12 protein-coding genes are annotated in these 12,238 nt (G+C 65.5%); all 12 read left to right on the top strand.

Translation table 11 applies throughout. The features are described 5' to 3' along the window. Nucleotides 1–53: 53 nt before the first annotated feature. The 12 genes from IB259_RS03095 to IB259_RS03150 all read left to right on the top strand — a co-directional run bounded on the left by IB259_RS03095 (nucleotide 54) and on the right by IB259_RS03150 (nucleotide 12,166). Complete coding sequence (locus IB259_RS03095; protein ID WP_054456721.1) at nucleotides 54–911, top strand: phosphatidate cytidylyltransferase; 858 nt, start codon at nucleotides 54–56, stop codon at nucleotides 909–911. Beyond that, a complete protein-coding gene (locus IB259_RS03100; RefSeq protein ID WP_175162960.1) occupies nucleotides 908–2,107 on the top strand; it encodes a 1-deoxy-D-xylulose-5-phosphate reductoisomerase in 1,200 nt (399 codons plus the stop codon). Before IB259_RS03095 ends, IB259_RS03100 begins: the two co-directional genes overlap by 4 nt. Nucleotides 2,108–2,163: 56 nt before the next feature. Continuing rightward, nucleotides 2,164–3,495: an RIP metalloprotease RseP gene (gene rseP / locus IB259_RS03105; protein ID WP_054456723.1), complete on the top strand. Its 1,332-nt coding sequence runs from the start codon at nucleotides 2,164–2,166 to the stop codon at nucleotides 3,493–3,495. A gap of 53 nt (nucleotides 3,496–3,548) precedes the next feature. Beyond that, a complete protein-coding gene (gene bamA / locus IB259_RS03110; RefSeq protein WP_192327481.1) occupies nucleotides 3,549–5,882 on the top strand; it encodes an outer membrane protein assembly factor BamA in 2,334 nt (777 codons plus the stop codon). 109 nt (nucleotides 5,883–5,991) lie between these two features. Next, nucleotides 5,992–6,552: an OmpH family outer membrane protein gene (locus tag IB259_RS03115; protein WP_054456725.1), complete on the top strand. Its 561-nt coding sequence runs from the start codon at nucleotides 5,992–5,994 to the stop codon at nucleotides 6,550–6,552. Between the two features lie 17 nt (nucleotides 6,553–6,569). After that, on the top strand, nucleotides 6,570–7,667 hold the full coding sequence (lpxD, locus tag IB259_RS03120; protein WP_118933669.1) for a UDP-3-O-(3-hydroxymyristoyl)glucosamine N-acyltransferase: 1,098 nt from the start codon (nucleotides 6,570–6,572) through the stop codon (nucleotides 7,665–7,667). A 70-nt stretch (nucleotides 7,668–7,737) separates the two neighbouring features. After that, nucleotides 7,738–8,193, top strand: coding sequence for a 3-hydroxyacyl-ACP dehydratase FabZ (gene fabZ / locus IB259_RS03125; protein WP_008167730.1), 456 nt, complete (start codon nucleotides 7,738–7,740; stop codon nucleotides 8,191–8,193). Continuing rightward, on the top strand, nucleotides 8,194–8,988 hold the full coding sequence (gene lpxA / locus IB259_RS03130; RefSeq protein ID WP_125470835.1) for an acyl-ACP--UDP-N-acetylglucosamine O-acyltransferase: 795 nt from the start codon (nucleotides 8,194–8,196) through the stop codon (nucleotides 8,986–8,988). After that, on the top strand, nucleotides 8,985–10,181 hold the full coding sequence (gene lpxB, locus IB259_RS03135) for a lipid-A-disaccharide synthase (RefSeq protein WP_119451959.1): 1,197 nt from the start codon (nucleotides 8,985–8,987) through the stop codon (nucleotides 10,179–10,181). The genes lpxA and lpxB overlap by 4 nt, the downstream gene beginning before the upstream one ends. Continuing rightward, a complete protein-coding gene (gene rnhB / locus IB259_RS03140; RefSeq protein ID WP_370127902.1) occupies nucleotides 10,168–10,776 on the top strand; it encodes a ribonuclease HII in 609 nt (202 codons plus the stop codon). The genes lpxB and rnhB overlap by 14 nt, the downstream gene beginning before the upstream one ends. Then, entirely contained in the window at nucleotides 10,773–11,561 is a 789-nt protein-coding gene (locus IB259_RS03145; protein WP_192327484.1) for an RNA methyltransferase, read from the top strand. The genes rnhB and IB259_RS03145 overlap by 4 nt, the downstream gene beginning before the upstream one ends. Nucleotides 11,562–11,695: 134 nt before the next feature. Further along, a complete protein-coding gene (locus tag IB259_RS03150; protein WP_054456731.1) occupies nucleotides 11,696–12,166 on the top strand; it encodes a DUF2846 domain-containing protein in 471 nt (156 codons plus the stop codon). Nucleotides 12,167–12,238 lie beyond the last annotated feature (72 nt).

Below are 12,238 nucleotides of genomic sequence, written 5' to 3' on the forward strand. Positions count from 1 at the left end.
AACGGACGGCGACTAGCGCGTCTTTCCAGGGCTGTACACGAGGAGACCGTCATATGTTGGGCCAGCGTATCGTTACCGCAGTCGTTCTGTTGGCCGTTCTGGCTGCCGCGATGATCAGCGCGAACCCGTGGTGGTTCGTTGCGCTTCTGGCTCTGGCGGCCGCCTGCGCCAATTGGGAGTGGCTCCGCCTGACCTTGCCGCAACCGCCTTCCCCTCTCATTGCCGTCGGCGTTGCCGTCCTGCTGTTCGCGGGCATGCTGACGTTGGCCTCCGCATGGCTCGCGGGACAGAATGCCGGAATCGCAGATCCCGTCTGGGTGCTGCGCTACGTAGTGCCGGCGGTGGCCGCGGTCTGGCTGTTCGGCGGCCTGACGGCGGTGGTGCGCGGGCGTTCCGATGCGCCTCCCGCCAGTGTGGGCTGGTCGATTTTCTCCGTGCCCGCGGCGTTTGCCGCCTGGGCCGTGCTGGCGCAGATGTTCGTGGCGCATGGAGCCGGTTTCGTAGTGTCGCTGCTGGCGCTGGTCTGGGTCGCCGATATCGCCGCTTATTTTGCCGGCAGAGCCTTCGGCAAGCGTAAACTGGCCCCGCGGGTCAGCCCGGGCAAAACGATCGCAGGCGCGGTCGCTGGCGTCCTGGGGGCGGTGGTCTGGATCGGTCTTTCCAGCCTGTGGGAAGGCACGTACGGCCACGCGCTGGTCGAACGCTGGACCTTCTGGCTGGCGTTGCCCATTGCCGCTGTGCTTGGCGTGCTGTCGATCGTGGGCGACCTGTTCGAATCGCTGCTCAAGCGGCGCGCCGGACGCAAGGATTCCAGCACGCTGCTGCCTGGCCACGGCGGGGTCTATGACCGCATCGACGCGATTCTCCCGGTCGCGCCGTTTGCGCTACTTTTGTCTGGAGTGTTGTTTTGACGGCTTTTCAACGCGTCGTCGTGCTGGGATCGACCGGTTCGATCGGTGAAAGCACGCTGGATGTGATCGCCCGCCACCCCGAGCGCCTGGCGGTTTATGCGCTGTCGGCGTACAGCCAGATGGCGCGCCTGGCGGAGCAGGCACAGGCCAGCCGCGCCGCGGTCGTGGTGGTGCCCGACTCTGCGGCGCGCGAGAAATTCATTGCCGCATGGGCTGGCGGCCAGTCCATGCCGGAAATCCGCGTCGGCGCCCAGGCGCTGGCCGATACCGCCGCCGATCCCCAATGCGACTCCGTCATGGCGGCCATCGTGGGGGCCGCGGGCCTGCCCGCCGCCCTGGCGGCTGCCCGCAGCGGCAAGCGCGTCTTGCTGGCCAACAAGGAAGCGCTGGTTGCGGCCGGCTCGCTTTTCATGCAGGCCATACGCGACAACGGCGCCGAACTGCTGCCTATCGACAGCGAACATAACGCCATTTTCCAATGTCTGCCTCACGGCGGACGAGCCGTCGCGCCGGATAGCCCCGCACCCGGCGTGCGCCGGCTGCTGTTGACCGCTTCCGGCGGTCCGTTCCGCGGGCGCGACCTGGAAGACCTGCACGACGTGACGCCGGCCCAGGCTTGCGCCCACCCGAACTGGAGCATGGGCCGCAAGATTTCGGTCGATTCCGCCACCATGCTCAACAAGGGGCTCGAGGTGATCGAGGCGCATTGGCTGTTCGCCATGCCTGCTGATCGCATCGAGGTGGTGGTGCACCCCCAGAGCGTGGTGCACTCCATGGTCGAGTACGACGACGGCTCCGTGCTGGCGCAGCTCGGTCAGCCCGACATGCGCACGCCCATTGCCTATGGCCTGGGCTTTCCCGAACGCCTGGACAGCGGCGTCGGCCCGCTGGATCTGACGCGGCTGGGGCGTCTGGACTTCGAGAAGCCTGATCTGGCGCGTTTTCCGTGCCTGGCCTTGTCGTTTGCGGCGCTGCGAGCCGGGCAGGGGGCCTGCGTGGCATTGAATGCCGCCAACGAGATCGCCGTGGAGGCCTTCCTGAGCGGCCGGCTGCCCTATACCTGGATTCCGCGGGTAATCGAGGCTTCCCTGGAGTGGCAGGCACGGCAAGCATCTGTTACGCTCAACAGTCTTGACGACGTGCTCGCGCTGGATTCTGACGCGCGCGTCTTCGCTGGCAACCTGGGCCTGGCCTGATGCGGGCTCGGTCGCCCGTCCGCCGGCCTCTGATTTCCTAGATTTCTTCGATTCCGATGCTTTTCACCCTGCTGGCCTTTGCGGTTGCGCTTGGCACCCTGATCATCTTCCATGAACTGGGGCACTATTGGGTGGCCCGCCTGTGTGGCGTGAAAGTGCTGCGCTTCTCGGTGGGGTTCGGCAAGGTCATCCTGCGGCGCACCGACCGCCACGGCACGGAATGGGCGGTCTCGGCGCTGCCGCTGGGCGGCTACGTCAAGATGCAGGACGATCCCCCCGCCGGCGCGAGCCCGGCGGAAGTGGCAGGGGCCTTCAATAGCAAGCCCGTCGGCCAGCGTATCGCCATCGTTGCCGCCGGCCCCATTTTCAACCTGATACTCGCGGTCTTCCTCTATGCTGGCCTGAACATGGCCGGCACCGAGGAGCCCGTGGCTGTCATCGCCCAGCCCGCGGCGGACACGCCTGCCGCGCGCGCCGGCCTGCTCTCTGGCGACCGCATCCTGGCCATCGACGGCGAAGAGGTCGCTTCCTGGTCCGACGCGCGCTGGCGCCTGATGGACGTCATGGCTACTGGCGGCAGCGCCAGGATCGAGGTCAAGACCCCTGCGGGCGCCGTCCAGCAGCGTGAACTGGTCCTGCCGTCCAACACCATGGATCCGGCCGGCGGCGACCCGCTGGCCGCAGCCGGCGTGCGCCTGGCTCAGCCCAAGCCCGCAGTGCGTGTCGTCAATGATGGCGGCGAAGGGCAGGCGGCCGGGCTGCGGACGGGCGACCTCATCCTGGCCGTGAACGGCGTTCCCACCCCGGATACCGGCGCGCTGGTGCGGCAGATTCAAGAAAGCGCCGGCAAGACCCTGGCACTGACGCTGGCGCGCGACGGCGCCAATATCTCCCTGAACGCCACGCCCCGCGCCGAGACCGTCAACGGCCAGGTGATCGGCCGCCTGGGCGTCCAGCTGGGTGGCGACGTTCCCATGGTGACCGTGCGCTATGGCGTATTCGAAAGCCTGTGGAAGGGCGCCGTGCGCACCTGGGATACCGCCTGGTTCTCGCTGCGCATGATGGGGCGCATGATCACGGGCGACGTTTCCTGGCGCAATGTCAGCGGTCCCGTGACCATCGCGGACTACGCCGGCCAGACCGCCAGAATCGGAATTGTTGCGTATATCGCTTATATCGCCTTGATCAGCATCAGCCTGGGCGTACTAAATTTGCTGCCTATTCCCATGCTGGACGGTGGCCATCTGCTGTACTATCTCGTCGAAATTGTGCGGGGTAGCCCGCCGCCAGCAAGGTGGATCGATATCGGACAGCGCGCCGGCATAGGTTTATTGGCAAGCCTGATGGGGCTTGCGCTGTTCAATGATTTCACGCGTTTGTTCACTTGAACGCGATTTAGCATAAAATCCCCCGCCATTTGCACGACCGAGGATACTCAAGGATGTCTTTTCGCCGGATGTTTCATCACAAAAAGGGTGTACTGCCGGGTTTGATCGCCGCACTGCTGGTTCCGGCCATCGCCCACGCCTTCGACCCTTTTGTCGTGCGGGATATCCGCGTAGAGGGTATTCAAAGAACTGACGCCGGCACCGTCTTCGGCTATCTCCCCGTCAAAGTGGGCGAAAAGTTCACCGAAGAAGAAGCCACTGAAGCCATCCGCCGCTTGTACGGCACCGGCTTCTTCACCGACGTACAGATCCAGACGGACAACAACGTCGTCGTGGTGGTCGTGCAGGAACGCCCCACGATCGCGTCGGTGAACTTCAACGGCATGCGCGAGTTCGACTCCAAGGCCATCACCACGTCGCTGGCCCAAGTGGGCTTCGCCGAAGGCCGCATCTTCGACCGCTCCATGCTCGAGCGCGCCGAATACGAACTGAAGCAGCAGTACCTGTCCAAGGGCAAGTACGGCATCGAAGTGACCTCCACCGTGACCCCGCTGCCGCGCAACCGCGTGGGCGTGAGCTTCGACGTGTTCGAAGGCTCGGTCGCGCGCATCCAGGAAATCCGCTTCGTGGGCAACAAGGCTTTCTCGGAGAGCGACCTGCTCGACGAATTCAAGCTGACCACGCCGGGCTGGTTGACCTGGTATACCGATACCGACAAGTACTCGCGCGAAAAGCTCGAGGGCGACCTGGAGCGCCTGCGCTCCTTCTACCTGGACCAGGGCTACCTCGAATTCTCGGTCGAGCCGCCCCAGGTCACGATTTCGCCCGACCGCAAGGACATCCGGATCACGATTACCGTGCACGAAGGCGAGCCCTACAAGGTGCGCAGCGTGAAGCTGGCCGGCAATCTGCTGGGCCTGGACAAGGAAATCAACGCGCTGGTGGAAATCAAGCCGGACGAAACGTTCTCGGCCGCCAAGGCCAACGGTTCGGCCAAGGCCATCACCGACTACCTGGGCGAACTGGGCTACGCGTTTGCCAACGTCAACCCGAACCCGCAGCTGGACCGCGCCAAGCATGAGGCCGACCTGACGTTCTACGTCGATCCCAGCCGCCGCGTGTACGTGCGCCGCATCCAGATCGGCGGCAATACCCGCACGCGCGACGAAGTCGTTCGCCGCGAAATGCGCCAGCAGGAAGCCGCCTGGTACGACGCCAAGGACATCAAGGCCTCGCGCGACCGTGTCGACCGCCTGGGCTATTTCAGCGACGTCAACGTCAAGACCGATCCGGTTCCGGGTTCGCCCGACCAGGTCGACGTCAACGTCGACGTCAAGGAAAAGCCCACCGGCATGATCAACCTGGGCGTGGGTTATGGCTCGTCCGAAAAGGCCATTCTGTCTGCCGGTATCAGCGAAGACAACGTCTTTGGCAGCGGTACCAACCTGACCCTGCAACTGAACACCAGCAAGACCAACCGCGCCATCGTGCTGTCGCATACCGATCCGTACTGGACCAAGGACGGCATCAGCCGCACCACGTCCGCCTACTATCGCGTGACCGAGCCCTGGAACAACAACGACGGCGACTACCGCGTCAAGGCCATGGGCCTGGGCATGAACTTCGGCGTGCCGATCTCGGAATACGACCGGATCATGCTGGGCGCGAACGTCGAACGTAACCAGATCGACCTTTTCAACAACTCGCCGGCGGCCTACGAGAAGTTCGTCAAGGACTATGGCGACGCGACCAACTCGGTGATCTTCACCACCGGCTGGACCAAGGACACCCGCGACAGCGGCCTGGCGCCGACCAAGGGCGGGTACACCCGCCTGAAGGCCGACCTGTCGACCATCGATCTGCAGTACACGATGCTGACGGCCCAGCAGCAGTATTTCGTGCCGCTGGGCGGCTCCTACACCCTGGCCTTGAACGGCATGGTGGACTGGGGGCAGGGCTACGGCAGCAAGGATTACCCGATCATCAAGAACGTCTATGCCGGCGGTATCGGCACGGTACGCGGCTACGAGGGCTCGTCGCTGGGCCCGCGCGATACCAAGACGGGCGACTACCTGGGCGGCACGCGGCGCGTCATCGCGAACGCGCAGCTCTATCTGCCGTTCCCGGGCGCGTCGAAGGACCGCACCCTGCGCTGGTTCATTTTCTCGGACGCGGGCCAGGTTTCGGCCGGCAGCGGCCAGAGCTGCACCGGCGGCAAGCCTGGCAGCGAGGTCGAGGATCCGTGCGGCTGGCGCTTCTCGGCCGGTATCGGTCTGTCGTGGCAGTCGCCGATGGGGCCGCTGCAGCTGTCCTATGCCCGTCCGCTCAATTCGAAGTCGGGCGACGACAAGCAGAGCTTCCAGTTCCAGATCGGGACTGGTTTCTAAGCGCGCCGTTACGCTTGAAAACAAGGGAGAAGGGCGCACGGCCGGCTCCCTTGCTGTTTAGTGGCACAATACACACTTTGGCTTTGCCTTACTGGAAGGTGAGATTTTCATGATGTCTGATTCCGCACTTAAAACCTCGAAATCGCTGCGCACCACGCGCCGCGGCAAACTGGGCGGCTCCATTGCCCTGGTAGGTGCGCTCATTCTCGGTTCGGCTGCTGCGATTCCCGCGCAGGCCCAAGGCACGAAGATCGGTTTCGTCAATACCGAGCGGATCCTGCGCGAGTCGGGTCCGGCCAAGGCAGCGCAAAGCAAGATCGAAGCTGAATTCAAGAAGCGCGACGACGAGCTTCAGCGCCTGAACAACAGCCTGCGTTCGCAAGCCGAGAAGTTCGACAAGGACGCGCCTGTCCTGTCGGAGTCCGATCGCGTCAAGCGCCAGCGTGAACTGTCCAACCTGGATACCGACCTGCAGCGCAAGCGCCGCGAGTTCCAGGAAGACTTCAACCGCCGCCGCAACGAAGAATTCTCGGGCATCGTGACGAAGGCCAACGACGCCATTAAGCGCATCGCCGAGCAGGAAAACTACGACCTGATCATCCAGGACGCAGTGACCGTCAACCCGCGCATCGACATCACCGACAAGGTGATCCAGAGCCTGGGCAAGTAAGCAGCACCCGTCACGTTATGCCGGTTCTACTGGATCTTGCCCGCGCGCCAACGCTGGAAACACTGTTGAGCGCCGCCAACACCCAGGGGATGGACTGGCGCATCAGCGCGGTTCCCGGCGCGGACCCCATGCGGGTCTGCGGCATCGGAACCCTGTCATCGGCGGGTCGGCAGGAAATCGCTTTCCTGGCCAACCCCCGCTACCAGAGCCAGCTAGGCGCCACGCAGGCTGGCGCCGTCATCGTCTCGCCGGACGTGGCGCAGGCTCTGGAGGCCGAGGGCAACGCCCGGCCGCCGTTCGCGCTGGTCGTCTGTCAGCATCCCTATCTGCTTTACGCCCGCGTGGCGCAATGGTTCGATGCCGCGAGACGGCCCGAGCTGCCCGCATCCACGCATCCTTCCGCGGTGGTCGCCGCTGACGCCATCATCGAAGAAGGCGTGCGCATCGGCCCGAATTGCGTCGTCGAATCCGGCGCCCGCATCGGCCGCGATACCGTGCTCGGACCTGGCTGCGTCATTGGCGCAGGCTCGTCCGTCGGCCCTGGCAGCCGGCTGTACGCCCACGTCACGCTGTACGACGGCGTCAAGGTGGGCGCACGCGCCATCATTCATAGCGGCGCTGTGCTGGGCGCGGATGGTTTCGGTTTCGCGCCGGATCCCACGCTGGGCAAGGGCGCTTGGGGCAAGATTCCCCAGCTCGGCGGCGTGACGGTCGGTGACGACGTCGAAATCGGCGCCAACACCACCGTCGACCGGGGCGCGCTGGAAGACACCGTCCTGGCCGATGGCGTCAAGCTGGACAACCAGATCATGGTGGCCCACAACTGCCGGATCGGCGCGCATACCGCGATTGCGGCCTGCGTGGGCGTGGCTGGCTCGACCACCATCGGCGAGCGCTGCACCATAGGCGGAGCGGCCATGCTGTCCGGACACCTCACGCTGGGCGACGATGTGCATGTCTCCGGCGGCACCGCGGTGACGTCCAGCATCTCGAAGCCTGGCCGCTACACCGGGGTCTTCCCGTACGCGGAACATGGCGAATGGCAGCGCAACGCCGCCGTGATACAACAGTTGGCGCAATTGCGCCGGCGCGTGCGGACGCTGGAAAAAGACTAGGGCGGCGCATCGCCGCCCCTGGCGCGTCCGCGCCGCACAATTACTTTACTTCGCAGGAAAGCATAGAAAAATGGAACTCGACATCAAGGGGATCATGGAGAGGCTGCCGCATCGTTATCCGATGCTGCTGATTGACCGCGTCGTCGAAATGGTGCCTGGCAAGTCCATCGTGGCCATCAAGAACGTCTCGATCAATGAACCGTTTTTCAACGGCCATTTCCCGCACCACCCGGTGATGCCGGGCGTGCTCATCGTGGAAGCCATGGCTCAGGCCTCCGCCCTGTTCTCGTTCACCGACGAGAATGGCGGCCTGAAGTGCGAAGGTTCCAAGACCGCGTATTACCTGGTCGGCATCGACGGCGCGCGTTTCCGCCGCCCCGTGGTGCCGGGCGACCAGTTGCGCATCGAGGTCGAAGCCGAACGCCTGAGCCGCAGCATCTGTAAGTATCAAGCGCGCGCGACGGTGGATGGCCAGGAAGTCGCTTCGGCCAAGCTGATGTGCGCGATTCGCAGCCTGGAAGAGTAAATGGCAGGAAACATTCACCCCACCGCCGTCGTTGATCCGGCGGCAAAGCTCGACCCGACCGTCGTGGTCGGTCCGTTCGCGACCATCGGTCCCAACGTGACCATAGGCGCGGGCACCGAGATCGGCCCGTACTGCATGGTGGACGGGGTGACGACCATCGGGCGCGACAACCGTTTCTACCGGTACTGCTCGATTGGCGGCATGCCGCAGGACAAGAAGTACCAGGGCGAGCCTACCCGCCTGGAAATCGGCGACCGCAATACGTTCCGGGAATTCGTCACGCTCAACACGGGCACCGTGCAGGACGGCGGCGTTACGACGATTGCCGACGACAACTGGGTCATGGCGTACGTGCACGTTGCACACGATTGCCACATCGGCAGCAACACCATCCTGGCCAATTCGGTGCAGCTGGGCGGCCACGTCCACGTTGGCGATTGGGCCATCGTGGGCGGCCTGACCGGCGTGCACCAGTTTTCGCGCATCGGCGCGCACAGCATGACGGGCGGCAACAGCTCCCTGATGCAGGACACGCCGCCGTTCGTGCTGGCTGCGGGCAATCCGTGCCGTCCGGTGGGCGTCAACGTCGAAGGACTGAAGCGCCGCGGCTTTACGGCGGCCGACATTGCGGCGCTGCGCGACGCCTACAAGATCATCTACCGCCGGGGCCTGTCCCTGGACGCGGCGCGGGCCGAACTGCGCGCCCGCCAGCAGGCGGAGCCCGAGGTCGCCCCGCACCTGCAGACCATGCTCGACTTCCTGGACGTCGCGAGCCGCGGCATCATCCGTCCATGAACGCCCGGATCGGCATGGTGGCCGGCGAGCCTTCGGGCGACCTGCTGGCCGGTCGCATCATTGCCGGTCTGCAAGCGCGCGACGCCGGCGTGCGCTGCGAGGGTATCGGCGGGCCGCAAATGCAGGCCCGCGGCTTCGATACCTGGCACCCCATGCATGCCTTGACCGTGTTCGGCTATGTCGACGCGCTCAAGCGCCTGCCCAGCCTGCTTGGCACCTATCGCGACGTCAAGCGGCGCTGGTTGGCGCAGCCGCCCGCCGTGTTCGTCGGTATCGATGCGCCGGACTTCAATCTGCGGCTGGAACACCAGTTGCGCCAGGCGGGCACGCCCACCGTGCATTTCGTCGGACCGTCGATCTGGGCCTGGCGCTATGAGCGGATCCATAAGATCCGCGAGTCGGTGTCGCACATGCTGGTGCTGTTCCCGTTCGAGGAAGAGATCTACCGCAAGGAAGGCATTCCGGTCACCTATGTGGGCCATCCGCTGGCTGGCGCCGTGCCCATGCAGCCCGACCGCGCCGCGGCGCGCGAGCGCCTGGGCATCGACCAGAATGCGCGCGTGCTGGCGATCCTGCCGGGTAGCCGCTCGTCGGAGATCCGTCTGCTGGCGCCGCGCTTCCTGCAAGCCGCGCAGATCCTGCAGAAGAAGGATCCGGCCCTGCAATGCGTCGTCCCCATGGTCAACGACCAGCGGCGCGCGGAGTTCCAGGCCATCCTGGCCCAACACCCCGTGCCTGGACTGCGCTGCGTCACCGCGAACGATCTGCACGGCGAGGGCGGAGAGCGCCAGGCGCCCGTGGCCTGGTCCGTCATGGAAGCGGCCACGGCAGTGCTGGTGGCCAGCGGCACCGCCACCCTGGAAACGGCGCTGTACAAGCGGCCCATGGTGATTTCCTACGTGCTGTCGCCCTGGATGCGCCGCATCATGGCCTGGAAGTCCGGCCAGCAGCGTCCCTACCTGCCCTGGGTGGGGTTGCCGAACGTACTGCTGCGCGATTTTGCCGTGCCGGAGCTGCTGCAGGACGACGCCACGCCCGAGAAACTCGCGGAGGCGACCTGGACGTCCCTGACCGACGACGCGGGCAGGGCGCGCATCGAAGCCCGCTTTACCGCCCTGCATCAGGAGCTGCTGCGCGACACGCCCGCGCTGGCTGCGCAGGCGATCCTGGAGGTGGCCGGTGGAGCAGCCTGACCTGTTCGCGGCTCCTGAACAGCCCGTCATGATCACGGCAGGCGTGGACGAGGCGGGCCGCGGCCCGCTGGCGGGCGCCGTGTACGCTGCGGCCGTCATTCTGGATCCGGCCCGGCCCATCGCGGGCCTGGCGGATTCCAAGGTGCTCAAGGCTGCCACGCGCGAGGCGCTGGCGCTCGAGATCCAGGAATTTGCCGTGGCCTGGTGCATCGCCAGCGCCAGCGTGGCCGAGATCGACAGCATGAACATCCTGCGCGCCACGATGCTGGCGATGCAGCGCGCGGTGCAGGGCTTGTCCACCTTGCCGCAGCTGGCGTTGGTGGATGGCAACCAGGCTCCCAAGCTCGGCTGCACCGTGCAGACCGTCATCAAGGGCGACGCCCTGGTGCCCGCGATTTCCGCGGCTTCCATTCTTGCCAAGACCGCGCGCGATGCAGACCTGCTGCGCCTGCATGCCCTGTATCCCCAATATGCCTTCGATCAGCACAAGGGTTATGGCACCCCGCTGCATCTGGAGATGCTGCGCGAGCACGGCCCCTGCGCCGAACACCGGCGCAGCTTCGCCCCCATCAAGGCCTTCGGCCTGACTTCATGAAGCACATCAGTTCTCGCGACAATCCCGCAGTCAAGGCGCTGGCCAAGCTGGCCGGCACGGCGGGCAAGCGCGGCGCGCCGGTGCTGCTGGATGGCGTCCACCTGTGCCAGGCCTGGCTGCAGCATCACGGCGCGCCCGATCAGGCCATCTTCGATGTGGAGCGCTTGTCCCAGCCCGACATAGCGGCGCTTGCGGCCGCTGTGCCGGACCGCGACTGCCTGGCCCTGGACGCGCGCTTGATGCAGTCCCTGGCAGCCGTGGAAAGCGGGCAGGGCGTGGCCTTTCAGGTGACGCCGCCGGTTCTGGACTTGCCTGACGCTGTGGACGAGAACTGCGTGCTGTTCGACCGCATCCAGGATCCCGGCAATGTCGGCACGTTGCTGCGCACCTGCGCCGCAGCGGGCGTGAAGCGCGTCTTCCTGGCCACGGGCACGGCCGCGGCCTGGTCTCCCAAGGTGCTGCGCAGCGGCCAGGGCGCCCATTTCGCCTTGGCCATCCACGAACACGTGGATCTGGCTGCCTTGCTGCCGCGGCTGAAGGTGCCGATGGTGGCGACCGCGCTGGACGGCGCGCGCGATCTGTACGAAGGCTTGTTGCCGGAACGTTGCGCCTGGGTGTTCGGCCACGAAGGCCAGGGCGTGGCCGCGGAGCTGATTGCCGCCGCCAGCCTCAAGTTGCGTATTCCGCACGACATGGTGGCGGTGGAATCGCTCAATGTGGGCGCCGCAGCCGCGATCTGCCTTTTCGAGCAGCGGCGCCAGGCTTTGCGCGGCAAGCCGGACTGAACGCCGATCTGCCCTTCGTTTCGCCGCTTTTCCGCGGATTGCGGGCACCGTCCCCTGTTTATACTGCCCCGTTTTCCCGAGCCGGAGCGGTCCTGAGCCGCGTCTGGCGGCCGGGATCCGATCAAGGACGGGACATGAAAAGCTGGATCAAATCGAGTCTTGCCGCGCTGGGCGCGGCGGTGTTGCTTTCTGCGTGCGCCGGTCCCCGGTATGGCGATGTGGCGGACCGCATCCCGGCGCTGGAGGCTGCGGAAGGCCGGATTTACTTCTACCAGCCCGTGACGTCCAACGGCGACAAGGTCGCGCAGCCCGCGATCCTGGTCGACGGCCGCAAGGTCGGTCGCTCCAAATCCGGTCGTTTCTTCTTCGTGGACCGCGCGCCCGGCGAGGTGGAAGTGATCACCGCCACTGACCGCAAGGAGCGCAAGGACGCGCTCAAGGTTCCGCTGGCCGCCGGGCAGACCCAATATGTGCGCGTCGATATTGCGGGCGGCAGGCAGGTCCTGAGGTTGGAGGGCTCCGCTGACGTAGCCGTGCAGGCGATGTCTGACCTGCGCTATTGGGGTGCGGGACGCCGCGAGCGCGAGCCGCTGCGCTATGAGTAAAATTACAATATGTAGTGTTTAAATTCATTCACATACTTTCGCGCCTGGACCAATCATGTTGGGTGGCCAGCG

Source organism: Achromobacter sp. ACM04 (assembly GCF_014851465.1).
Lineage (GTDB): Bacteria > Pseudomonadota > Gammaproteobacteria > Burkholderiales > Burkholderiaceae_B > Achromobacter > Achromobacter aegrifaciens.

What these genes read in the sequence shown, in the direction of transcription:
- IB259_RS03095 (WP_054456721.1), top strand. Translation starts at nt 54, where the DNA reads ATGTTGGGCCAGCGTATCGTTACCGCAGTCGTTCTGTTGGCCGTTCTG.
- rseP (WP_054456723.1), top strand. Translation starts at nt 2,164, where the DNA reads ATGCTTTTCACCCTGCTGGCCTTTGCGGTTGCGCTTGGCACCCTGATC.
- bamA (WP_192327481.1), top strand. Translation starts at nt 3,549, where the DNA reads ATGTCTTTTCGCCGGATGTTTCATCACAAAAAGGGTGTACTGCCGGGT.
- IB259_RS03115 (WP_054456725.1), top strand. Translation starts at nt 5,992, where the DNA reads ATGATGTCTGATTCCGCACTTAAAACCTCGAAATCGCTGCGCACCACG.
- lpxD (WP_118933669.1), top strand. Translation starts at nt 6,570, where the DNA reads ATGCCGGTTCTACTGGATCTTGCCCGCGCGCCAACGCTGGAAACACTG.
- fabZ (WP_008167730.1), top strand. Translation starts at nt 7,738, where the DNA reads ATGGAACTCGACATCAAGGGGATCATGGAGAGGCTGCCGCATCGTTAT.
- lpxA (WP_125470835.1), top strand. Translation starts at nt 8,194, where the DNA reads ATGGCAGGAAACATTCACCCCACCGCCGTCGTTGATCCGGCGGCAAAG.
- lpxB (WP_119451959.1), top strand. Translation starts at nt 8,985, where the DNA reads ATGAACGCCCGGATCGGCATGGTGGCCGGCGAGCCTTCGGGCGACCTG.
- IB259_RS03145 (WP_192327484.1), top strand. Translation starts at nt 10,773, where the DNA reads ATGAAGCACATCAGTTCTCGCGACAATCCCGCAGTCAAGGCGCTGGCC.
- IB259_RS03150 (WP_054456731.1), top strand. Translation starts at nt 11,696, where the DNA reads ATGAAAAGCTGGATCAAATCGAGTCTTGCCGCGCTGGGCGCGGCGGTG.